This window comes from Sedimentibacter saalensis (genome assembly GCF_007830175.1).
Lineage (GTDB): Bacteria > Bacillota > Clostridia > Tissierellales > Sedimentibacteraceae > Sedimentibacter > Sedimentibacter saalensis.
Genome location: NZ_VLKH01000001.1, coordinates 355,292 through 378,920, shown reverse-complemented (window position 1 = coordinate 378,920; position 23,629 = coordinate 355,292). Strand labels below are relative to the sequence as shown.

General features: G+C 39.2%; 19 protein-coding genes. 16 read left to right on the top strand and 3 right to left on the bottom strand.

The genetic code is table 11. The annotated features are described in order from the left end of the window. Positions 1 to 180: 180 nt before the first annotated feature. From LY60_RS01635 to LY60_RS01620, 4 genes are all read left to right on the top strand, one after another. A complete protein-coding gene (locus LY60_RS01635; protein ID WP_145079088.1) occupies positions 181 to 2,268 on the top strand; it encodes a stalk domain-containing protein in 2,088 nt (695 codons plus the stop codon). A 573-nt stretch (positions 2,269 to 2,841) separates the two neighbouring features. Then, the gene (locus LY60_RS01630; protein WP_145079085.1) at positions 2,842 to 4,689 is read left to right on the top strand and encodes an aldehyde ferredoxin oxidoreductase family protein; all 1,848 of its coding nucleotides are present in this window, start codon (positions 2,842 to 2,844) and stop codon (positions 4,687 to 4,689) included. Between the two features lie 15 nt (positions 4,690 to 4,704). Then, positions 4,705 to 4,941 (top strand): MoaD/ThiS family protein, encoded by a 237-nt coding sequence (locus LY60_RS01625; RefSeq protein WP_212633435.1) that lies wholly within the window; start codon positions 4,705 to 4,707, stop codon positions 4,939 to 4,941. Positions 4,942 to 4,979: 38 nt separating this feature from the next. Next, entirely contained in the window at positions 4,980 to 6,140 is a 1,161-nt protein-coding gene (locus LY60_RS01620; RefSeq protein WP_145079079.1) for an FIST signal transduction protein, read from the top strand. Between the two features lie 42 nt (positions 6,141 to 6,182). Here LY60_RS01620 and LY60_RS01615 read toward each other — a convergent pair whose 3' ends face one another. After that, entirely contained in the window at positions 6,183 to 6,956 is a 774-nt protein-coding gene (locus LY60_RS01615; protein WP_246145340.1) for an IclR family transcriptional regulator, read from the bottom strand. Positions 6,957 to 7,150: 194 nt separating this feature from the next. On the opposite strand from LY60_RS01615, the gene rph reads away from it, so the two are divergent. From rph to uvrA, 5 genes are all read left to right on the top strand, one after another. Then, entirely contained in the window at positions 7,151 to 7,894 is a 744-nt protein-coding gene (gene rph, locus LY60_RS01610; RefSeq protein ID WP_145079076.1) for a ribonuclease PH, read from the top strand. Then, positions 7,891 to 8,505: an RdgB/HAM1 family non-canonical purine NTP pyrophosphatase gene (gene rdgB, locus LY60_RS01605; protein WP_145079073.1), complete on the top strand. Its 615-nt coding sequence runs from the start codon at positions 7,891 to 7,893 to the stop codon at positions 8,503 to 8,505. Before rph ends, rdgB begins: the two co-directional genes overlap by 4 nt. Continuing rightward, positions 8,486 to 8,968, top strand: a complete 483-nt coding sequence (locus LY60_RS01600; protein WP_145079070.1) for a metallophosphoesterase family protein — start codon at positions 8,486 to 8,488, stop codon at positions 8,966 to 8,968. The genes rdgB and LY60_RS01600 overlap by 20 nt, the downstream gene beginning before the upstream one ends. A 123-nt stretch (positions 8,969 to 9,091) precedes the next feature. Then, positions 9,092 to 11,074, top strand: a complete 1,983-nt coding sequence (gene uvrB / locus LY60_RS01595; RefSeq protein ID WP_145079067.1) for an excinuclease ABC subunit UvrB — start codon at positions 9,092 to 9,094, stop codon at positions 11,072 to 11,074. An 11-nt stretch (positions 11,075 to 11,085) separates the two neighbouring features. Beyond that, positions 11,086 to 13,902, top strand: a complete 2,817-nt coding sequence (gene uvrA / locus LY60_RS01590) for an excinuclease ABC subunit UvrA (protein ID WP_145079064.1) — start codon at positions 11,086 to 11,088, stop codon at positions 13,900 to 13,902. A 110-nt stretch (positions 13,903 to 14,012) separates the two neighbouring features. On the opposite strand, the gene LY60_RS01585 is transcribed toward uvrA, so the two are convergent. After that, positions 14,013 to 15,377 (bottom strand): hypothetical protein, encoded by a 1,365-nt coding sequence (locus tag LY60_RS01585; RefSeq protein ID WP_145079061.1) that lies wholly within the window; start codon positions 15,375 to 15,377, stop codon positions 14,013 to 14,015. A gap of 19 nt (positions 15,378 to 15,396) precedes the next feature. Next, on the bottom strand, positions 15,397 to 16,461 hold the full coding sequence (locus LY60_RS01580; RefSeq protein ID WP_145079058.1) for a P-loop NTPase fold protein: 1,065 nt from the start codon (positions 16,459 to 16,461) through the stop codon (positions 15,397 to 15,399). Between the two features lie 137 nt (positions 16,462 to 16,598). On the opposite strand from LY60_RS01580, the gene LY60_RS01575 reads away from it, so the two are divergent. The 7 genes from LY60_RS01575 to LY60_RS01555 all read left to right on the top strand — a co-directional run bounded on the left by LY60_RS01575 (position 16,599) and on the right by LY60_RS01555 (position 23,303). Continuing rightward, a complete protein-coding gene (locus LY60_RS01575) occupies positions 16,599 to 18,749 on the top strand; it encodes a DNA topoisomerase 3 (RefSeq protein WP_170226070.1) in 2,151 nt (716 codons plus the stop codon). A gap of 206 nt (positions 18,750 to 18,955) precedes the next feature. After that, on the top strand, positions 18,956 to 20,095 hold the full coding sequence (locus LY60_RS01570; RefSeq protein ID WP_145079052.1) for a sodium ion-translocating decarboxylase subunit beta: 1,140 nt from the start codon (positions 18,956 to 18,958) through the stop codon (positions 20,093 to 20,095). A 9-nt stretch (positions 20,096 to 20,104) separates the two neighbouring features. Then, positions 20,105 to 20,227, top strand: coding sequence for an OadG-related small transporter subunit (locus tag LY60_RS18280; RefSeq protein WP_281291804.1), 123 nt, complete (start codon positions 20,105 to 20,107; stop codon positions 20,225 to 20,227). A 53-nt stretch (positions 20,228 to 20,280) separates the two neighbouring features. After that, positions 20,281 to 20,673 (top strand): hypothetical protein, encoded by a 393-nt coding sequence (locus LY60_RS01565; RefSeq protein ID WP_145079049.1) that lies wholly within the window; start codon positions 20,281 to 20,283, stop codon positions 20,671 to 20,673. A 22-nt stretch (positions 20,674 to 20,695) separates the two neighbouring features. After that, complete coding sequence (gene secD, locus LY60_RS18125) at positions 20,696 to 21,961, top strand: protein translocase subunit SecD (RefSeq protein ID WP_040581959.1); 1,266 nt, start codon at positions 20,696 to 20,698, stop codon at positions 21,959 to 21,961. Continuing rightward, positions 21,961 to 22,869, top strand: a complete 909-nt coding sequence (gene secF / locus LY60_RS18120) for a protein translocase subunit SecF (RefSeq protein ID WP_246145339.1) — start codon at positions 21,961 to 21,963, stop codon at positions 22,867 to 22,869. Before secD ends, secF begins: the two co-directional genes overlap by 1 nt. A gap of 14 nt (positions 22,870 to 22,883) precedes the next feature. Then, entirely contained in the window at positions 22,884 to 23,303 is a 420-nt protein-coding gene (locus LY60_RS01555; protein WP_145079046.1) for an acyl-CoA thioesterase, read from the top strand. Positions 23,304 to 23,629 lie beyond the last annotated feature (326 nt).

Here is a 23,629-nt window from a genome sequence, read left to right as displayed (position 1 = left end):
CATTTTAATCTGTTTTTATGATAATGACTTTGATTTAAATCAATTTTTGAAAAATACTTTTATATTTTATTATGAAATGGATTAATAATATTGTTATGGAAGAAATTCACACCTATTTATTATGTTTCAGTTAATGTTTTCATGGTATAATTTATTTAAGTAAAATGAAGGGGTAATGTTATGAAGAAAAAAAATTTGTACAAGTACATATTTGCTTCGCTGTTAGTTACAGCGACAGTAGCCATTAATTTTGTTCCAAAGGTTTATGCAGACACACCTATACAGCTGGTTATAGACGGTGACAAGGTGACAGCCGATCCTGAACCGTTCATAAAAGATGATCGTACGCTTGTTCCAATCCGTGTGGTTGCAGAAAATCTCAATGCTGAAGTGTCTTGGGATAATGATAACAGAATAGTACATATTTCCAAGGACGGTAATGAAATTGAGCTTCGTATAGACAGCCATCTCGTTGAATACACAAATGAAGACGGCACATCATACAGCATGCTTGATGTGGTTCCTTTAATAAAAGAAGACCGCACGTTTGTACCCATCCGTTTTATAAGCAACGCACTTGGTGTTGGAATTGAATGGGACAACAATAAAAGAACAGTATATGTGGACTCAAGCGTAGAATCAGAAGTGGTTCCGTTTTTTGACGTTGAAATTTCTTCTGTAGAATCAGGACAAACTATTGAAGGAACAACATATCTTGAAACTGTTATGCCTACTCAGGCACCAAAGGGTGCTGCAGAAATCAAGTACCTGCTTCTTGACAGAAACACTGCAAGGGGGTTTGTAGTGGCAAGAGGAACTGACATTGCTGCATCGTACAAATGGATGCCTGCAATGGAAGACAATGGTGAAAAAGTTCTGGTTGCTGCCTTTTACGATGCAAAAGGAAACTTCCTGGCAGGCCATGCAATTCCAGTGACTGTAGACATAAATCCGGATATTAAGCTTACAGGCCTTAGTGAAGGGGAGCTGGTTACAGAAGACAGAGTGCCTCTTGCTGCTGAACTTAATTTTTCAGCTGCTTATGTAAAATATGAAATAATTAATCCTGACACAAATGCTTACTATATATCTTCAGGACTTGATCCGCTGGGAGGATTTACAATGATCCCTGTTATGGAAGACAACGGAAACATGGCGCTGAGGGTCATTGCATTTGACACAGCCGGCAATGAATATTCCAGCAAGAAAGTAAATGTAAAGGTTGATGTTGCCAGAAAGCTCAGTCTTGGGGGAGTGACGGAAGGACAAACAATTGACAAGTCCGTAAGTCTTTTTGTTTCAAAAAATTTCAACGTTTCTACAGCTGAATATGTTGCAGTTGATCTGAACACAGGAAAAGAAACAGTTATCAGCAACAACTGGTTTCCCGGTCCAGACATGGCCGGCAGCAAACAGCTTTATGCAAGGGTTAAGGACACAAACGGTAATATTTACACAAGCAATAAGATTACTGTAAATGTCAAGGGAACACCACAGGTACTGCTGCAGGGTGTGGGACCGGGACAAGTTGTATCCGCACCGGTAACTCTCAAGGTTAAGAGCAATGTTACACTTGACAGTATCAAGTACATTCTCACGAACAAAGCTACAGGAGAAACAAAAATAATCGGCGAAGGAAGCTACCTTGCTGAATATTCATACACTCCTGAAACAGGTATAGAAGGAAACTACAGCATAAAAGCAGAAGCAAAATATCAAGGCAGCACCATAAAGACCGAAGAAGTAAACTTCAGTGTTTATACAAAACAATTGTATGCAGCAAAACCCATAGTTGAAAAGGAAAAATTCATGGATTTTGCTTCGAGATTGGCAACAGATGCAAAGGAAGTTACAGGAATGTCGGCTGCGCTTCAGACAGCACAGGCAATACTGGAGACAGGCTGGGGACAAAGCGTTCCTGTTGATAAGTACGACGGACAATTATCTAACAATTTATTCGGTGTTAAGGGAACAGGAACTGCAGGTTCGGTAACATCAAACACTTGGGAAGAATATAACGGAGTTTCATTCAGAATTGATGCCGAGTTCAGAGCTTACAACAACGTAAGCGAAAGCTGGGCAGACCACAACGAACTTCTTCTCACAAAAAGCAGGTACCAGCCATTCAGGGATGTTATGTTTGACAGCACACAGGGAGCATGGGCTCTTAGAAGATGCGGATATGCAACAGATTCACAGTATTCAGTCAAGCTGATAAACATAATTAATCTTTATAATTTGAAGTCACTTGATGAAACAACGATATAAATAGTAACAAACTGAGGCACATCTAAGTTCCTCAGTTTTATGACAAAGGTATATTTGGACGTTGTCATTCTGAGAGCTTGCTCGAAGAATCTCATGTTTTGAACAAAGATGAGATCCCGCAGTTTCGCACACAAATTTATTAATTCGCTAACGCTCACATAAATTTGGTGCTCATCGCGAATGACCTACCGCTATTTTTCAGAAAAACACCTGAAAAATAGGGTTAGGGCAACTTTCACTATCGTTCAGGATGACAGCACCGGTGGTTGTCAACAAAATGAGGCACATATGTGCCTCATTTTTTATATTATAGGAAAGTTCTCTTTCCTATAATATAAAAACGAGGATTGCAAAGGGCGGGACGCCCTTGCCGTCAAGGGGGGTGCTCAGTAAAAACGCGTATGCGTTTTACGCCGAAGGGGGACATAGGTCCTCCTAGCGGAGTTGCGGAGCAACTTTTTTGTACCATGATGCGGAATGGACGGTCCGCTATGTGGAACCAGGCATTTGTATTTTAGAAAAATTTACAGTATAATTATTTAAAAATATATAGCCAAAGGAGGTTTCACGACTATGTACGGTTACTGGAAAACGATTTTAAGAATTAATTTAACGGACCATACTTACAGCACAGAAACTTTAGATGAAAAATATTTAAAACTGCTTTTAGGTGGTGCTGCACTTGGTGCTAAGATACTGCTGGATGAGGTAAAACCTAAGATTGATCCGCTGTCTCCTGAAAACAAGATAATATTTTCCCTGGGTTTTATGCAATCTGTTAATTTCCCAGGAAATGCCAAATGGACTGTAGTTACTAAAGGTCCGCTTACCGGTTCATTTCTTGATTCTGCCGGAACAGGGGCATGGGCTCCTCAGTTGAAGAAGGCAGGCTATGATGTGCTGGTTGTGGAAGGAAAATCAGAAAATCCTGTATATATTTTCATCAATGATGACAAAGTTGAATTTAGGGATGCTTCTTCAATATGGGGAAAAGACACAATAGAAACCTCAAAGATTATAAAGGAAGAATTAGGAGATAAAAGAATAAATGCCATAAACATAGGACCATCAGGAGAAAATTTAAACCCTATTGCCTGCATAAGCTGTGACGGACATTCATTTGCAGGAAGAGGCGGCGCAGGGGCAATAATGGGTTCTAAGAACTTAAAGGCCATAGCCGTGTGGGGAACAAAACAGGTTCCTGTAGCTGATTTGGAAGGTTCTCAGGTACTGGCCAAGGAACTTTTCATAAGGCTTCATGAAACTGCAAAAGGAGGCGGAGGAACTCCCGATGTTATGGTTCCCCTGGAGGAACTGGGAGATGTTCCTATTAAATACTGGAGAGGTGATGTATGGCACCATGGCGCTAAAATGATAGGCACTCCAAGATATACTGAACTATTGAATGTAAAGCCGCTGCCTTGTCAAAATTGTCCTGTTGGCTGCCACAGACATATAAATTTGAAATTAAAGGATGGAAGCATATTGGACGGAAATGGTCCGGAGTATGAAACTCTTGGAATGCTTGGAGCTTCTCTTTTGCTTGATGATCTTGAAGCAATTGCTGTTGCAAATGACAGAGCAAACAGAAGCGGTATTGATACCGTATCCTTAGGTTCATATATCGGTTTCGTAATAGAATGTTATGAAGCAGGTTTCTTAAGTGCAGAAGAAATAGGCATGGTTCCAAGATGGAATGATGAAGAAACACTTTTGTACCTTGAGGACAAAATATCACGCTTAGAGGGAGTAGGAAGTTTATTCAGGAAAGGAATAAGGGGAGCAGTTGAAATAATAGGACAAGAATCTGCTGGAATTGCAGTTGAAGTAAAGAATCTGGATTTACCCGCCCATGACCCAAGGGCCGTGTATGGTCTTGCAGTAAATTATGCAACAAGCCCACGTGGAGCCTGTCACGAACGTGGAAATCCTCAAGCCAGTGCACTGGGACTTTTCTATCCTGACTGCGACATGGATTCTCCTCCTGAAAGATTTGACGAAGACAGTGCAGGCTACTGTGCATATGTTTATCAAAATACAAGCATGCTTTTCAACAATCTGACAATGTGCAAATTCATGGTTAATAACGGTGGCCTAACAGTAACTGAAATAGGAAAAGAACTTAAAGTTTCAACAGGCCTTGATTACACAAACAGGGATCTTCTCAAGACTTCAGAAAGAGGCATTGCACTTCAAAGACTCATAAACGTAAGAGACGGAATGAGCCGCAAGGATGATACACTGCCGCCTAAAATGCTGCGGGCTGCAGTAATCGGAGGCAGAGCAGGAAAGAGTCCTGCAGCCTTTGAAAAAATGCTTGATGATTATTATAAATTAAGAGGCTGGGATGAAAATGGAATACCAACTGCAAAAACATTAGAGGAATTGGGACTTGAGGATTATATTCCAATGCTGCCTTAGATGTGGGGTGAAAATATGGTAAAGGTGAAATTTTTCGGTGTTTTATCCGCCAAGATGCCGGAAAAAGACAATGAAGGGTACTGGATAACAGAAGCTATGGGAAAGACTGTCAGGGAGCTTCTTGATTCATCTCCAATTAAGGACACAAATATAAAATACAATATTTTTGTAAACAATGAAAGGCGTGATCCAAGCTGTGTTCTTGAAGAGGGGGACATATTAACAGTTATACCACTGCTGGCCGGGGGTTAATAAAATATTATTGATTAAAAATATAAGGAGGAAATATTATGTTTAAAGCAAACGTTGGTTCATGTACATCCACTAATGCCTTTGAGGCAGGAAAAACAGCAGGAATGAAAGCAGCTGAAGGATTAAGTAATCCGAAAGTGGCTTTCATGTACAGCAGTGTTGCGTATGACCAGGATGAACTTATTAAAGGCGTTAAAGAAGCAATGAACGGAGTTCCTGTAATAGGAAACACATCATTTACAGGAGTTATAACACCTGAAGGATTTATTACAGGAGATGCTTTTGTTGGCATCATGGCCATGGAAGATGATATGACTGTAGGTGTTGCAGGAATGCCTAAGGGAATTGATGCTATTACAACAGGTGAAGAAGTTGCAAAAAAAGCCCTTGAAAATGCAGGCAGGACAGATTCGCCGAATTATTTTTACATGGTAGCTCCTCCGGGAGAAGAGGAATTTTATCTGAAGGGCATCACAAAGGTTGTAGGCAGAGTGCCGTTCTTTGGAGGAAGCGCTGCTGACAATACCATATCAGGAGAATGGAAACTGTTCACAGATAAAGGTTCATTTGCAGACGGTGTTGCTGTAGCATTTTTCTATACAGATAAGAAATTTGCCAATAAATTTACAGGCGCTTACAATGAGACTAATAAATCAGGTGTTATTACAAAGGTAGTAGGAAACAGAGTTCTTGCAGAAATAGATGGTGTACCGGCACTTGAAAAATATGCAGAGTGGAGCGGTAAAAACACTAAGGACCTCCTAGGCATGAATCTTCTTGGAGCAACTATATGTGCCCCTCTTGGAGTTAAGGACCGCCTTGGTGACCTGGTGGCAATCAGACATCCTATGAACGGAAATGAAGATAATACCATGAATTTAGGAAACAACATAGCCGTTAACACAGCAATAATTTACATGGAAGGTTCTGTTGATGAATTAATATCATCAACAGGCAAGACATTAAATGAATTGAAAGAAAAACTTGGTGCAAATCCTGGTGCTTATCACCTGGTTCATTGCGGAGGAAGAAGGGCAGGAATTGACAGCAGAATTGATGAGGTCGTTAAAGAAATCAAGGATGCTGCAGGCGATGTTCCATTCATTGCTGAATTTACATTTGGCGAATACGGATATGAACAAGACGGCATTAATACATGCGGAGGGCTGATGCTGTCATTTACAGGATTTTCAAAATAATAATCAGGCTGACACCAATATTGGTGCCAGCCGTTTTTTGTTTTATTGCTTATATCCCAGACGTCTTGATATTTCTATGGCAATATTGACAATGTAATCAGCCACGTCATTTATTTTTTCATCGGGCAGCTGTTCTAAGTTTCCGCTTCCGCTGACAGCAGCAATTACTTCGCCTCTGTAATCGTAAATTGGTGCAGCAATGCATCGTTGACCCATAATCTGTTCCTGATTATCCATAGCCCATTTCTGTATTCTTATATTTCTAAGGTGCTTTTTCAATTCCTTTAAATCACAGATGGTATTTTCAGTATATCGTACAAATGTGCAGTCTGCCATAATATCTTCAAGCTCTGTTTCAGACAGAGAAGAAAGCAAACATTTTCCAAGAGATGAGCAATAAGCCGGGGCGCGGTAACCTATTTGCGTATACAACCTCATATGTGTATATGTCTCAAGTTTTTCAATGTAAACAACATTTTCGCCGTCAAGTACTCCCAGATGTGATGTAAGATTGTATTTTGAAGATAATTCTAACAGGTATGGGCGAGCCTCAGTTTGAAGTTCCAGTTCATTAATATGGCAGCCCACTATTTCTATTAATTTCAATCCCAATTTATACTCGCCATTTTTGTTTTTTTCAACATAATTTCTCGCGTATAATGACGATAGGATTCTATGTACGGTAGTTTTGTGCAGATTTGTTTTTTTTGATATTTCTGTGACGCCTATTCCTTTTTGTTGTGTTGACAGAAGTTCGATTATATCAAGAGTTCTGTCAATAACTTGAATATTGCTGTTCTTATCTTCCATAACCATACGTTTCCCCCTTAGACATATTGCAATCTTGACGGTAATACTTATATTTTACTCGAATGAATGGTATTAGTCAACATAACAAGGTTCGGTTGACTTTTCTTTTAAATAATGTATGTCAAAAACTTAGTTGTTTATTATTGTTAAAGATGTATAATTAGGGTATAATAATTCCAGAATTGAAAAAAGGAGTAATTATGAACAGAATTGACAACAGACAAAACGATGAACTGAGAAATGTAAAAATAACAAGAAATTATTTGATGCATCCCGACGGTTCAGTTTTAATAGAGGTAGGAAACACAAAAGTAATTTGTACTGCAATGGTTGAGGAAAGGGTTCCTCCATTTTTGAAGGGAACAGGCAAGGGATGGGTTTCGGCAGAATATTCAATGCTACCTGGCTCTACAATTACTAGGAAGTCAAGGGACATAAATAAATTGAAAATAGACGGAAGGTCTCAGGAAATCCAAAGACTCATAGGCAGAAGCCTGAGATCCGTTGTTGACCTGGGCGTTATAGGTGAAAGAACAATTTGGATAGACTGTGATGTAATTCAGGCTGATGGGGGCACAAGGACTGCATCAATTACCGGTGCATTTGTTGCCATGGCAGATGCATTCAAGGGCCTAATAGATAAAAAAATGATTGAAAAGATGCCCATAAAGGCATTTGTTTCAGCAGTTAGCGTTGGACTGAGCGGAGGAGAAAAAATACTTGATTTGTGCTATGAAGAGGATTCAGCAGCAGATGTGGACATGAACATAGTTATGACAAACAAAGGCGAATTTGTTGAAGTTCAGGGCTCAGGAGAGGAAGCAACATTTTCTCAGGGCGAGTTTATGGACCTTGTTTCTTTGGCCACATCAGGCTGCCAGAAGCTTTATAATATACAAAGAGAAGCTCTGGGAGAAGAAATCAGCGGGGAAATAGGAAAATGAGAAGAAAAATAATTTTATCCAGCGGAAATAAGCATAAAATAAATGAAATAAAAGACATTCTCAAAAACACAATTTTTGATGTGGTGTCAAAAGACGATCTTGGATATTTGGATTTTGATGTTGAAGAAGATAAGGACACTCTTGAAGGAAATGCATTCAAGAAAGCAGAAGAACTTCACAAACTTGTGAAGGGGATAGTGATTGCCGACGACACGGGACTTTTTGTGGATGCATTAAACGGAGACCCCGGAGTTTATTCTGCAAGATATGCAGGAGAGCCTGTATCCTACAAGGACAACAACAAACTTCTGCTTAAAAATCTTGAAGGTGTTCCAATGGAAAAAAGAACTGCCACATTTAAAACAGTGATGGCAGTTGTTTTGGAAGATGGAAGTCGACTGATGGCAGAAGGAGAATGCAAGGGCAAGATTGCATTTGAGGAAAGAGGAACTAACGGCTTTGGATATGATCCATTGTTCATAGTGGATGGATGGAATAAATCATTTTCTGAAATGACAGAAGAAGAAAAAAACCAAGTAAGTCATAGAGCAAATGCACTCATGAATTTAAAGGAAAAGCTGGAGGAAGCAAGTGAAGGTTCTGGTAATTAGCGATAGTCACGGAGCAGTGTTTGAAAGCCACATAAATGAAATCAAGACACATGGAGATTATGATATTTTAATCCACTGCGGTGACAAGTACAATGATGCACAGAAGTTTGCGGACAAACTTAATATAAACACGGTATACCAGGTTCCTGGAAACTGTGATTACAATGTTATAGAGAAAGGAATTATCTTCAAGGAAATAATGGGGAGAAATGTTCTCATTACACATGGACACATCCACAATGTCAAATACAATCTTGATGCCTTAAAGAAATTTGCTGAAGAAAACAATGCTGACGTTGTATTGTTTGGGCACACCCACGACCAGCTGACTGAATATATGGACAAAACATTGTTTTTTAACCCGGGAAGCACAATTTTCCCAAGAAAGGGAAATGGAAGCTACGGTATACTTGAATTTACAGACAATGATATAAAATGCAGCGTCATGACGCTGGAAAATTAAACAATACATGCAACTGCCTTTTCAATGCCAAAAAATGGATTATGATAAGGCAGTTTTTAGTTGACTATGTATACTAAAAGTAATATAATGAAGCGAACATACGTTTATGTATAGAGGTGCGTTATGGGAGAATTTAAAATAAAATCAGAATTCAGGCCAACAGGCGACCAGCCGGAGGCTATTCTTAAAATTACGGAAGGTTTAGAGAAAAATTTAAAGTATCAGACCCTTCTTGGTGTAACAGGTTCAGGAAAAACCTTCACCATGGCAAACATCATCGAAAAGGTTCAAAAACCTACGCTGATTCTTGCCCACAACAAGACGCTGGCAGCACAGCTGTGCTCGGAATTTAAAGAGTTTTTTCCGGACAATGCAGTTGAGTACTTTGTAAGCTACTACGACTACTATCAGCCTGAGGCTTACGTGCCCAGCAGCGACACTTTTATTGAAAAGGATGCATCCATCAACGATGAAATAGATAAACTGAGACACTCGGCAACTGCTTCTCTTTTTGAAAGAAAAGATGTAATAATTGTAGCCAGCGTTTCATGCATATATGGCTTGGGGAGCCCTATTGACTATGAAAATCTTGTTTTGTCTCTTAGACCGGGAATGGAAAAGGGAAGAGAAGAAACTATAAAGAAGCTTGTGGAAATTCAATACAAAAGAAATGACATAAGCTTTACACGAGGGACGTTTCGCGTCAGAGGAGACACAGTTGAAATATTCCCTGCATCATCTTCTGAAAATGCAATCAGGGTTGAATTTTTCGGCGATGAGATCGACAGAATAACAGAAATAAACACAGTCACAGGAGAACTCATAGGCAGGAGAAACCATATTTCAATTTTTCCTGCAACTCACTATGCCACAACGGAAGAAAATGTTCAAAGAGCAGTTGTAAGCATAAAAGAGGAGCTTGCAGAAAGACTTAAAACTTTTGAAAGTGAAAACAAACTTCTGGAGATGCAAAGACTTGAGCAAAGAACGAACTATGACGTGGAAATGCTTCAGGAAATGGGATACTGCAACGGAATAGAAAACTATTCCAGGCATATAAACAACCTCCAGCCAGGCATGAGACCATTCACGCTTCTGGACTATTTTCCAAAGGATTTCTTGATGATAATAGATGAGTCACACGTTTCAGTTCCTCAGGTAAGGGGAATGTACAACGGAGACAGAGCCAGAAAAACCACGCTTGTGGATTACGGCTTCAGACTTCCTTCGGCTCTTGACAACAGGCCGCTGAAATTTGATGAATTTGAAAAAATAATTAACCAGGTTGTGTTTGTAAGCGCAACCCCGGGACCATATGAAACGGAACATTCTCAGAATGTTGCTGAGCAGATCATCCGCCCTACAGGGCTTCTTGATCCTCCAATTTATGTTCGTCCCGTTGCTAATCAGATTGACGATTTGCTCAATGAAATAAAAAAATCAACATCAAAAAATCAAAGGGTTCTTGTTACAACCCTTACTAAGAAAATGGCTGAAGACCTTACAGCTTATTTCAAGAATACAGGCATAAGGGTAAGGTATCTTCATTCGGACATTGATACACTTGAAAGAATGGAAATAATCAGAGACCTGAGAGTGGGAGAATTTGACGTGCTTGTGGGAATAAACCTTTTGAGAGAAGGTCTTGACTTGCCTGAAGTTTCCCTTGTTGCCATTCTTGATGCCGACAAGGAAGGATTCCTGCGCTCGGAAACATCTCTCATTCAGACTGTGGGAAGAGCAGCCCGCAACGTGGATGGCAGAGTAATAATGTATGCTGACAAAATGACAGGTTCCATGGATAGAGCAATAAATGAAACAAACAGAAGAAGAAAAATTCAGGATGAGTACAACAAACAGCACAACATCACTCCACAGTCCATAATCAAGGGTGTGAGAGACATAATTGAGGCAACAAAGGCAGCAGAGGAAGAAAAACATTACAAGACCAAGGATGATGTTAAGGATGTCAATTCATACATCATCGAGCTTGAAAAAGAAATGCGCAAAGCTGCTGAAAACCTGGAATTTGAAAAAGCAGCTCACTTAAGAGATCAGATAAAAGATATAAAAATTCAGAACAACATCGCACTGGTTGTTGAGTGAAAGGATAAACAATGGACAAAATTATAATTAAGGGAGCGAAGGAAAATAACCTGAAGAATATTTCAGTTGAGCTTCCAAGAGATAAATTGATTGTTTTCACCGGAGTGAGCGGCTCCGGAAAAACATCTCTTGCATTTGATACAATTTATGCAGAGGGACAGAGACGCTACGTTGAAAGTTTGTCTTCATATGCCCGCATGTTCCTGGGACAAATGGATAAACCGGATGTGGAATCAATCGAAGGGTTGTCTCCTGCCATATCCATAGATCAGAAGACAACAAGCAAGAATCCCCGTTCAACTGTGGGAACCGTAACAGAAATTTATGACTATTACAGACTGTTGTATGCGAGAGTCGGAACTCCTCACTGTCCTAACTGCGGAAGACCAATTACAACTCAGACAGTGGACCAGATAACAGACAAGGTTCTGGAATATGAAGAAAGAACAAAAATACAAATTTTGGCTCCAATGGTAAGGGGGGCAAAAGGCACCCACAAAAAGCTTCTTGAAAACATTAAAAAAGATGGATACGTCAGAGTGAGAGTTGACGGGGAGCTCATGGAATTAGAAGAAGAAATTAATCTGGATAAAAACAAAAAGCACAGCATTGAAGTTGTTATAGACAGATTAATTGTAAAGGAAGGAATACAAAAAAGACTTGTGGATTCAGTAGAAACAGCTCTGGAGATGTCTAACGGAATGGTTCTCATTGATGTCATGGGGCAGGAAGAGCTTCTCATGAGCACTAAATTTGCATGTACAGACTGCGGAATAGGCTTCGGAGAAATATCCCCAAGGATGTTTTCCTTTAACAACCCCATTGGTGCATGCCCTGAATGCAACGGTCTGGGAGTAAAAAAAGAAATTGATCCTGATTTGGTAATTCCTGATTATTCAAAAACAATCGGCGAAAGAGCAATTGCTCCTTACGGAGCAGATGAAGATGGTTATTATTACCAGATATTCAGGGCAATAGCTGATTACCACAAATTTGACGTTTCAAAACCACTTTCAGAAGCTCCAAAAGAATTCATAGATGAAATTTTGTATGGAACAAATGGAAGAGAAATTACAGTAGATTTTTACAGCAAGTATCAAAGCGAGAATAAAACATATAAGAGAGAATTTGAAGGGGTTGTGACAAACCTTCAAAGAAGGTACATGGAAACAAGGTCTCCTGAAATGAGAGAGTGGATTGAAGATTACATGTATGAAAGTTTGTGCCCTGTATGTCACGGAGCCAGATTAAATCCTGTCAGCCTTGCAGTAAAGGTAGGAAACAAGAATATTTATGAGGTAACTCAGTTTTCAGTCTTGAAAAGTCTGAAGTTTTTTAATGAGCTTGAGCTAAGCCCTATTAACAAGATAATCGGCAGCGAGATAATCAAAGAAATCAATTCAAGACTTCAGTTTTTATCAGATGTGGGGCTCACATATCTCACTTTGGAAAGAAATGCCGGAACATTGTCCGGAGGAGAATCCCAGCGTATAAGACTGGCAACACAAATCGGTTCAAGTCTTGTGGGAGTGCTTTATGTGCTGGATGAACCCAGCATTGGTCTTCACCAAAGAGACAACAGCATGCTCATTAAGACTTTGAGAAACCTTACTGACTTGGGAAACACCCTTATAGTTGTTGAACATGACGAAGAAACCATGGAAAGTGCCGATTATATATTGGACATTGGCCCCGGTGCAGGTGTCCATGGAGGCGAGGTTGTAGCACAGGGAACATTTGAAGACATAAAAAACAACCAGAACTCCATAACAGGTCAATATTTAAGCGGAAGGATAAAGATAGAAATACCTGAAGTAAGAAGAGTGCCTGAAAGGTTTATTGAAATAAAAGGTGCCAGAGAAAACAATCTGAAAAATCTTGATGTCAAAATTCCATTGGGCGTCTTGTGTGCTGTAACAGGTGTATCGGGTTCAGGAAAAAGTTCATTGATAAACGAAATACTGTCAAAGGGATTGCACCAGAAGTTGTTCAAAAACAGCAATAAACCAGGTAAGTTCGACGAGATGCTGGGCATTGAAAATATCGATAAAATAATTACCATTGACCAGTCCCCTATTGGAAGAACTCCAAGGTCAAACCCTGCCACATATACAGGAGTATTTGATTATATCAGAGATATCTTTTCAATGACTCTTGAAGCAAAGGAAAGAGGCTATCAAAAGGGAAGGTTCAGCTTCAATGTTAAGGGCGGCAGATGTGAAGCTTGCCGCGGCGATGGCATATTGAAAATCGAAATGCATTTTCTTCCCGACGTGTATGTTCCATGTGATGTGTGCAAGGGCAAGAGATACAACAGAGAAACTCTTGAAGTTAAGTACAAGGGGAAAAATATTGCAGAAGTTCTTGACATGACCATAGAGGAATCATTGGAATTCTTTGAAAATATTCCTAAGATATACAACAAGATTAAGACACTCAATGATGTGGGATTGGGATATGTGAAGCTTGGCCAGCCTTCAACGGAATTGTCCGGGGGAGAAGCACAGCGTGTTAAATTAGCATATGAGCTGAGCAAAAAAGGAACAGGAAAGACAGTGTATGTTTTGGATGAGCCTACTACAGGGCTTCACATAGCTGATATTCACATGCTGGTTGAAGTTTTAAACAAGCTTGTTGAGGCAGGAAATTCGGTTGTTGTCATAGAACATAACCTGGATGTTATCAAGACAGCAGACTTTGTTATTGATTTAGGTCCCGAAGGAGGAGACGGCGGCGGAACAATAGTTGCCCAGGGAACTCCGGAAGAAGTGGCAAAGGTGAAAAAATCCTACACAGGACAATATCTGAAAAAAGTAATGAAACATTAATTAATTAATTAAGAATGAAGAGTGAAGAATTAAGAATTAAAGGAGGGAATTTTGCTGAGGCAAAATTCCCTTCATTCATTTTTCATTCTTAATTATTAATTCTTCATTGTTTATAGTATTATCATTGATATTGCTATTGCTGCAGCTATACCGCACAGAACAGGTATGAGATTCTTTCTTGCAAGGTCCTGAGGATTTACATTACATATAGCAGCAACAGGAATAACAGCCCAAGGAATTACTGTTCCGCCGTCAAACCACACAGTGATTACCTGACCTAGAGCAGCAAGCCCTGCCATATTAATATCTATTACATTTGAAAATGTGTATGCCAGTGTTCCAACAATGGGAAGACCTGAGAATCCGGAACCGTCAAGTCCTGTGATTACGGATACTGCAGACTGGGTTAAAATTGTAGAGAACTTTGTCATCTGAACATTTTCCGAAAGGAATATGCTGATTTCATTCAATATGCCCGGAGCCCCTTCGCCGAAAACTGCCGTAGCTCCTCCTTGGTTTCCGAGGAAGAAAAATCCTCCTATGAATATAACCGGAGCAAATACTGTTATTCCAAAAGAGAATCCTTTCTTGATATAATCAACCGTAATTTCAAATCCATCCTTTGGGTTAAAGCTTGTGAGCACCGTTACCAGCATTATTATGATTGCTGTTCCACCTACAAGAGCTGTGGCATCTCCTCCTGCAAGTTTTAGTTTTAACATTGCTGCAATGTCAAGTATGAATGCCAGAGGTGTGAATATGGCAATTGCTTTTGCTGTCTTTCCCGGAACCTTAACTTCAGAAGCTTCCATTTCGTGATGAACATAAAGCTGAGGATTTTTCTTCAAATCTCTTTTCATCATGAAAAATGCAACTGCAACGGTCACTACAGACATGGTTAGCCATATAGGCACAGAAGCGGAAATTATTTCCGTAACTTCTACTCCTGCTCCTGCAGCAGTAATGGATGGAGCTCCTTGAATGAAGAAGTCACTGGAAAGTGCAATGCCGTGCCCGAACAGGTTCATGGCCACAGCTGCATATATAGCAGGAAGCCCTGTTTTCATTGCTGCCGGAAGCAGTACAGCCCCTACAAGAGGTACTGCAGGACTAGGCCAAACCAGCCATGAAATGATCATCATGGTTATGCCTATTGCCCAAAATGCCATGGATTGATTTACCATCACCTTTTTTATAGGAGACATTATCAAGACGTCAGCCCCAACTTCCTGCAATGCTTTAGACATTGCAACCACAAGGGAAATAATAACAATAATACCCCAAAATTCATTGCCCGCATAAATGAGAGTGTTGAAAATTGACTGAACAGCCACAACAATACTGCCGGAATAAAGGTAACCCATTGCGAAAATGCCGATTATGCAAGGAATAACAATATCCTTTTTCATGAGCATGATTACCAGGATGATGACAACCATCACCATATACAGATAGTGCATTGAAGTTAGAACCATAAATAAACCTCCTTGAATTTTATGTATGTTTTGAAATTACACTGCTGAAGCATTCATCTGCTCCTTTGAAGTCCATGCTGTTAACATAAAAAATTTCAAGAAGTTCATGAGCCTTTTTGGTGGCTGACAATTTTTCCAGGGCATTTTTAATAAGCATGTCATGCATGTGGAGGTTGTTTTCAATTTCTGAAATGCGGGCCTTGATGCTTTCAGTGTCCATGATTAGGTGCATGTCGAAAACTTCGTCATAATGTACGCTCATGCTTGTTTCTGCACTCATGATAAAAAGATTTTTTTCAGGAATATAAAGATGCTGAAGCCTTGTTGGGTCAAGTGGTCTGAAGAAACATTCTGTATCCAGGCCTTTGTCATAAGCTTCCTCTGCTATTGATTTTAAAAACAATGATGTGTAATTTGTGTCTTCTCCAACTACTGCCCAGATTATTTTGCCGCTTGAAAGAGAAGGGGTGTAGCTTACATATCCTGCGGAAGTGTAACTTTCAGCAAAAAGCTTTCTCGCCTTGCCTTTTTTTAATCTTCGCGGAACATCCGGGAACAACATTTCCTTTGCTTTGTTTACAAGATTGTTGAATTTATCCTGGTTCATGTACTGGTCATAAATAGAATTTATTTCTTCTGATATGATTCCGGCAGCTCCAAGATACCTGTAGGCGCTTTTGTAGAGATTTGATTTGTTTTTTATGAGCTGCATAATTTGTGCTTTGTGCTTTTCAAGGGAACTTTTGTCCAGATAAACACCCAAATTAATTATTTCGTCAACTGCTCCGGGAACGGATGGGTCAACAGTGTGAGGAGCTGTGCCATCAATGAGTGAAATTTTAAGTTCGGGAATCACAACACCATCAAGGCTTTCATTGTCGCTGGAACAATGAATAAATTCTGCCGAGTAACCTTTCTTAAGCATTTCATGAGCAAATTTCTTCATGAAAGTGCTTTTCCCAACACCGGGTCCTCCCTTTAAAATATAAATGTGTCTTGCTTCATCCGGTTTTAAAATATAGTCAAAGTAACTGAAAAAACCTTGCGATGTATTGTTGCCTGCAAAAAAATGCTTTTCCTTCAAATGAATACCTCCCTACATAGACTAATGTTGTATTATATGAAAGAGCAGCAATAATGTTAAAAACAAAAAAAGAAAGGACATGTAACAGGTTTTATGCTATAATAATCAGGCAAAGCAATAAAAAAGGAAGAATTTGTATGAAATTGATAGTTACTGAAAAACCGTCAGTGGCAAAAGACATTGCAAGGGTTTTGAACATAAACCGTTCAAGAGACGGCTATATAGAAAGCCAGGATTACAAAATAACATGGTGTGTAGGACATTTGATTCAGCTTTCATACCCGGAAGAATATGATCCTAAATATAAAAGCTGGAATGTAAATGACCTGCCTATTTTCCCAAGGCAATTTAAATACATGGTCAATCCTTCCACAGAAAAACAATATGAAATAGTAAAAAGGCTAATGCTTGACGACAGCATCGACGAAATAATATGCGCAACCGACGCCGGCCGCGAAGGGCAGCTCATATTTGGTTATGTCTATGTGAACGCAGGCTGTAATAAGCCTGTCAGAAGACTTTGGATAAGCAGCATGACTGACGAGGCAATTCTTGAAGGATTCAAGGACCTGAAGGACAACAAGGAATATTTTGCCCTTTACCAGTCCGCAAAGGCACGTTCAGAGGCAGACTGGCTTGTGGGAATAAATGCCACAAGGCTTTTTACGGTTAAGTACAACCAGATGCTGACCATAGGAAGGGTTCAGACACCAACATTGTCACTTATAGTGTCAAGACAGAAGGAAATCGACGAGTTTGTTTCTCAGCCATTTTATGAAGTGGCTGCAGACTGCGAAATGTTTACTGCCACTTGGTTTAACAAGGATGGCACAAGAATAGATGAATTGGAAAAGGCCGAGGAAATTGCAGCAAGGTGTCAGAACAAGGAAGCAACTGTCACAAAGCTGCAGACGAAAAGGGCTACGGTTGAAAGGCCTTTATTGTATGACCTGACAGAACTGCAGAGGGACGGAAACAGAAGATATGGTTATTCTGCTGAACAGACCCTTGATGCAGCCCAGAACCTTTACGAGAAATACAAGCTGGCAACCTATCCAAGAACAGATTCCAGGTACCTGACAAAGGACATGAAATCAAAATTGACCGACATTCTTCAAAACATTAAACAAGGATGGAAAGGCTCTGAATACTGCGTGGACAAGGTGCTAAAGCAAAAGATCAATGCTGACAAAAGAGTAATTGACGACTCAAAGGTTACAGACCATCACGCCATAATTGTTACGCCTAACATCAGGACAGTTTCAAATATTAAGCTTCCTGAAAGAGAAGAAAACATACTGAGGCTCATTGTTGCCAGATTCATTGCTGTACTTGACAGGAAGCAGGAATTTGATCAGACAGACATTGAACTTAAAATTGAAAGCGATAAGTTCAAAGCAAGAGGAAAAAAAGTTGTCATACCCGGCTGGAAGGAAATTGAAGATATAATGCTAGGCAAGGTGAAGGAAGATTCGGAAGACAAGGAAATAACCACAAATCTGAATCTCAACGACAAGATTATGCCCAAGGAAGTTAAGGTGGTAACAAAAAAAACCTCTCCTCCGAAACCATATACGGAAGCAACTCTCCTGACTGCTATGGAAACAGCAGGTAAGCAAATAGAAGACGAGAAGCTTAGGGAAGAAATGAAATCCATAGGGCTGGGTACTCCTGCCACAAGAGCCGGAATAATAGAAAAGTTAATTTCTGTTGGTTATATTAAAAGAAATAAAAAAAATCTGGTGCCTACCCAAAATGGAATACAGCTCATTGAAATTGTGCATGAAAAGCTTAAAAAGCCGGACCTCACAGGGGAATGGGAAAGTGAGCTTGGAAAAATCGCACAAAAAAAAGCATCCTCAAAGGATTTCATAGTTGACATAAAAAAGTATGTAGCTGAAATAATAAAGGAAGGCAAATTAAGTTCTGCAAAAAATGTGAGCTTTGAAAGTACGGGCAGCAAAAAGAAAAGCAATGCTGTAGGCATATGCCCACGCTGTGGCAGAGAAGTATATGAAAGCAAAAAAAATTTCTTCTGCACAGGATATAAAAATTTTCCTTCTTGCAAATTTTCCATATGGAAGAATGACAAGGTTCTTGAAGATAACGGAATTTCACTGACAAGTAAAGATGTTCAGGAACTCCTGAAAAACAAGGAAACTGCAGTAAAGGCAACAAAAGAAGGACAGGAAATTGACTTGACCCTCAAGATGGCTGACAATGGCTACAGAATTGATTTTACCATAGAAAATAAAGAGCATACTTCATGGATGCAGGAAGTACAGTGATTCTTGCATGAAAATGCGAATAAAACAACTATAGCAGAAAAAATGAGAAAATAAAAGTTACTAGTATTTTAATGAATGTTTTTTGTTAAATATATATAAATATTAATGATTTGTCCCATAAATGAATAATTTTAAGGATTATGTATAATTGCTTATTGAAGTTATTTATAATAGAATACACAAGAATAAACAAAAAGGAGCGGGAAATGGAATTTTTAACTAACGGTATTACTCAGGTTACCTGGCAGCAAATTTTAATGTGGATTATAGGTGGCACTCTAATTTACTTGGCAATTGCAAAGGAACTTGAACCAGCCCTGTTGCTGCCAATGGGATTTGGAGCAATTTTGGTTAACATACCAAGTTCAGGCGTGTTAAATCAGACTTTACAAGGAATTGGTGAAGTACAGGGAATAATAGATTGGCTTTTTGAAGTAGGAATAGAAGCTTCTGAAATGATGCCACTCTTATTGTTTATAGGAATTGGAGCCATGATTGACTTCGGACCCCTTTTGTCAAACCCAAGGCTTCTGCTTTTCGGCGCAGCAGCCCAGTTCGGAATTTTTGCTACAGTTACGGTTGCAACGCTTCTGGGATTTTCTCTCACAGATGCAGCAGCCATAGGAATCATAGGAGCAGCTGACGGTCCTACATCAATTTTGGTTTCGCAGGTTTTAAAGAGCAACTACATAGGGCCTATAGCAGTGGCGGCATACTCATACATGGCGCTTGTGCCAATAATACAGCCCTTTGCAATAAAAATATGCACTACAGAAAAAGACCGCAAAATAAGAATGAAGTACAATCCAAAAAGTGTTTCAAGAATGACAAGACTTTTGTTCCCAATAGTTGTAACATTGATTGCAGGTCTTGTAGCACCGGCTTCCATTTCTCTGGTAGGATTTTTGATGTTCGGAAACCTCATAAGAGAATGTGGAGTGCTCAGGTCACTTTCTGAAACAGCTCAAAAAGATTTGGTAAACCTCATTACACTGCTTTTGGGACTTACAATTTCAGCAAGCATGAAGGCTGAATATTTTGTTACAAAGGAGACATTGTTAATAATGGTTTTGGGATTGCTGGCATTTGTGTTTGATACAATCGCAGGAGCATTGTTTGCTAAGTTCCTTAATTTGTTCCTGAAGGAAAAAATAAATCCAATGGTTGGTGCTGCAGGAATATCTGCATTCCCAATGTCATCAAGAGTTATTCAGAAGATGGGTCTTGAAGCAGACTCTCAAAATCACCTTTTGATGCATGCTGTAGGAGCTAATGTGTCAGGACAAATTGCTTCAGTTATAGCCGGCGGCGTAATAATAGGTCTTGTACCGGCACTGTTGTTGTAGGAGGTTTGTATGGACATAGATGTTATAAAATCATTAGAACTCATGGGAATGGGAATGGCCGCAATATTTTTTGTAATAATAGTGATATATGCAGCCCTAAATTTAATGTTAAAATGGACTAGCGAGAAATAATACAACATTAATTAAAAGATTAAATGATTAAATGATCGGGGAAGGATGACTAAATGAAAAGCAACAGAAAACTTGCAGCCATAATGATTTTAGTCATTATGGCCTCGATTTTTATTTTGCAGTTTAAAAACAACCAAAAATTAGAAACTGACGGACAAAACAACATAGAAATGTATGCGGAAACTGAAAGTATCAGCATATTAGAGGAAGAGTATGCTCAAAACGAGAATTCTCACATCTTCAAAGCAAACAGCAATTTTATGTTCAGCTTGTTCAAGACATATATTTTGGTAAATGTTAGCCTAAATGCAAGTATTTATAAACACAAACATTCTTCAGTCATAAGTGAAATCTTCAGGCTGTTTAATTACAGCGTGTTTGTGGTGTTCTACACAAACAAGAGTGACGGCAAAAAAAGGATGATGCGTGAAATCATAACAACATAATAAAACAAATCAGGAGGAAACAATGAGATTAAATAAAAACATGTACATCCTTGTAATATTGCTGATAATATGCATATCATTGGTTGCAGTCTTTGGTGTAAATGCAGGATCGGTTCAAATCAAGGGAATGAAGGATATAAGATTTGGAATTGACATAAGAGGCGGAGTAGAAGCGGTGTTTGAACCGGCAGACCTTAATAGGGTGCCTACAGCAAGCGAGCTTGAATCTGCAAAAATCATAATGGAAACAAGAATGGATGCTCAGAACATTCTGGACAGAGAAATTACTGTAGACAATAACAATGGGCAAATAATTGTAAGATTTCCTTGGAAATCAGGTGAAACAAATTTCAATCCTCAGGCAGCAATTGCTGAGCTTGGTGAAACAGCAAGACTTACTTTCAGAGACCCGGATGGAAATATTCTGGTGGAAGGCAAGGATGTAAAGGAAAGTGTTGTGCAGCTTGACAAAAAAACAGGCAAACCTGTTGTAACATTAGTGTTCAATAATGAGGGAGCAAAACAGTTTGCAGATGCTACAGAAAGACTTGTAGGTCAAAGAATATCCATTTACATGGATGAAACATTGATTTCTGCTCCTAACGTAAGAGAAAAAATATCCGGAGGAAACTCTGTAATAAGCGACATAGGAAGCGTTGAGGAAGCAAAGGACCTTTCTGACAAAATAAATTCAGGTGCTCTTCCTTTCTCACTGGTATCAAAAAATCACAGCACCATAACACCTACATTGGGTTCTGGAGCTCTTGATGTTATGATAAAGGCAGGAATGCTGGCATTTGCATTTGTATGTCTGTTCATGATTTTCTACTACAGAATATTGGGTTTTGTTGCATGTTTGGCTATTATTCTTCAGGTATCAATACAAATGCTTGCCCTTTCAATACCTCAGGTAACTCTTACTCTCACAGGTATCGCAGGTATAATTCTGTCCATAGGAATGGGAGTTGATGCCAATGTAATAATTGCTGAAAGAATAAGAGAAGAACTAAGAGCCGGAAGGTCTTTGGGATATTGCATAGACACAGGATACAAGAAGGCATTTTCAGCGGTTTTTGACGGTAACATAACAACAATAGCTGCAGCCATAATAATGATGATATTCGGAACAGGTTCAATGCTTTCATTTGGCTACACCTTGATGGTTGGATGTATTCTTAACTTTGTTTCAGGAGTGACTGCATCACAAATAATATCTAAATCAATGAGCATGAACGATGCGTTCGCAAAAAAATCCCTGTACGGGGTTAAAGTTAAGGAGGCAAAATAATGATTAAATTTTATGAGAAAAGAAAAATATTTTTTGCTTTATCCGCTGCCATAATGATAGTTGGCCTAGTTGCACTGTTTATAAACGGAGTTAATTTGTCCATTCAGTTCAAGGGAGGGGCAATAATAAAATATTCATACACAGGTGAAATGGATGCTGAAGTAGCAGCAGACAAGGCAACTGAAATATTAAACAGAAACACGGAAGTCCAGCTTACAGAAGACCTGGCTACCCACAGCAAGAAAATTGTATTCAACCTGTCAGGCAACAGCGGTCTTGATGCCAACGACCAGGATAAGTTTGATGCAGAGCTTAAAAAAGCATTTCCCGATGCTCAGCTTGAATTGTCTGAATCAAATGTGGTACAGCCGTTCATAGGCAAGAGATTCCTCACAAACGGTCTTATAGCTCTTGGGCTTACATCATTGTTTATAATAATCTATGTACGCTTCAGATTCAAAAAAATATCAGGGCTTTCTGCAGGTGTTATAGGATTAATAGCACTTGTTCACGATGTGCTGGTGGTGTTCTTCATATTTGTAATATTCAAAATGCCTATTAATGACTCATTTATAGCAGTAACACTGACAATAATAGGTTATTCAATCAACGACACCATAGTTATTTATGACCGCATAAGAGAAAACAAACCATATTTTGAAAAGAAAACATTCGAAGAGCTTGTTGACACAAGCATCAACCAGTCGCTTTCAAGATCAATCAACACAAGCATAACAACAGGCATAAGCATTTTGATTGTATGCATACTGGCATTTGCCTACAACATTGATTCAATCAAGACATTTGCAATACCAATGCTAGTTGGAGTTATAAGCGGCTGCTATTCAACAGTTTGTCTTGCAGGCCCAATGCTTGTTATGTGGCATAAGAGACAACAAGAAGCATAATATAAGGAGGTAAAATGAAGGAGTATATTTGTTCAAGATTGGTAAAATCAGAAGATTTGAATCATCACGGCACATTGTTCGCAGGACGCACTGCAGAATGGTTTGTAGAGTCTGCATTCATTGCAGCTGCTTCAACAATTGGAGATCCTGAAAGAGTTGTATGCCTCAATATTCATGGCTTTGTGTTCAGAACTCCAATCAACCGAGGAGAAATAGTAAAATTCACAAGCAAGGTTGTTCACGTTGGAAAGACAAGTATAGTTGTGTACACGAGACTTGACATGGAACTTAACAAAATCCAACCTGTTGAAGGGTTTATAACATTTATTTCTGTTGATGCTGACGGCAAGAAAGTTCCTCACGGACTTGTGATGGATGAGCCAAAGGATGAAGAAGAAATCCAAATAAGAGAAAGAGCAAAAAACTTAAAATAAGATAAATTTTGAATTGTAAGGGAGGACAATAATGAAGTCACTGAAAAACTATACATTTATTCGCTGTCATTCTGAGAGCTTGCTCGAAGAATCTCATATTTTCAACAAAAGATGAGATCCTTCACTAACGTTCAGGATGACAAAATAGACTTTTTCAGTGGTCTCACAATAATCCGCCCCTGCAATTAGTACAATAAACATAATTGTCAGTATTTAGTGGAGAAGAGAAATCTTCTCAGCCTGATGACAAAACAAAAAAATTGGTCGTTGTCATTCTGAGGCGAAGCCGAAGAATCTCATGTTTTCAACAAATATGAGATCCTTCA

Bases quoted from the DNA above. Each gene is read 5' to 3' on its own strand.
- LY60_RS01635 (WP_145079088.1), top strand. From the start codon at position 181: ATGAAGAAAAAAAATTTGTACAAGTACATATTTGCTTCGCTGTTAGTT.
- LY60_RS01630 (WP_145079085.1), top strand. From the start codon at position 2,842: ATGTACGGTTACTGGAAAACGATTTTAAGAATTAATTTAACGGACCAT.
- LY60_RS01625 (WP_212633435.1), top strand. From the start codon at position 4,705: ATGGTAAAGGTGAAATTTTTCGGTGTTTTATCCGCCAAGATGCCGGAA.
- LY60_RS01620 (WP_145079079.1), top strand. From the start codon at position 4,980: ATGTTTAAAGCAAACGTTGGTTCATGTACATCCACTAATGCCTTTGAG.
- LY60_RS01615 (WP_246145340.1), bottom strand. From the start codon at position 6,956: ATGGTTATGGAAGATAAGAACAGCAATATTCAAGTTATTGACAGAACT.
- rph (WP_145079076.1), top strand. From the start codon at position 7,151: ATGAACAGAATTGACAACAGACAAAACGATGAACTGAGAAATGTAAAA.
- rdgB (WP_145079073.1), top strand. From the start codon at position 7,891: ATGAGAAGAAAAATAATTTTATCCAGCGGAAATAAGCATAAAATAAAT.
- uvrB (WP_145079067.1), top strand. From the start codon at position 9,092: ATGGGAGAATTTAAAATAAAATCAGAATTCAGGCCAACAGGCGACCAG.
- uvrA (WP_145079064.1), top strand. From the start codon at position 11,086: ATGGACAAAATTATAATTAAGGGAGCGAAGGAAAATAACCTGAAGAAT.
- LY60_RS01585 (WP_145079061.1), bottom strand. From the start codon at position 15,377: ATGGTTCTAACTTCAATGCACTATCTGTATATGGTGATGGTTGTCATC.
- LY60_RS01575 (WP_170226070.1), top strand. From the start codon at position 16,599: ATGAAATTGATAGTTACTGAAAAACCGTCAGTGGCAAAAGACATTGCA.
- LY60_RS01570 (WP_145079052.1), top strand. From the start codon at position 18,956: ATGGAATTTTTAACTAACGGTATTACTCAGGTTACCTGGCAGCAAATT.
- LY60_RS18280 (WP_281291804.1), top strand. From the start codon at position 20,105: ATGGACATAGATGTTATAAAATCATTAGAACTCATGGGAATGGGAATG.
- LY60_RS01565 (WP_145079049.1), top strand. From the start codon at position 20,281: ATGAAAAGCAACAGAAAACTTGCAGCCATAATGATTTTAGTCATTATG.
- secD (WP_040581959.1), top strand. From the start codon at position 20,696: ATGAGATTAAATAAAAACATGTACATCCTTGTAATATTGCTGATAATA.
- secF (WP_246145339.1), top strand. From the start codon at position 21,961: ATGATTAAATTTTATGAGAAAAGAAAAATATTTTTTGCTTTATCCGCT.
- LY60_RS01555 (WP_145079046.1), top strand. From the start codon at position 22,884: ATGAAGGAGTATATTTGTTCAAGATTGGTAAAATCAGAAGATTTGAAT.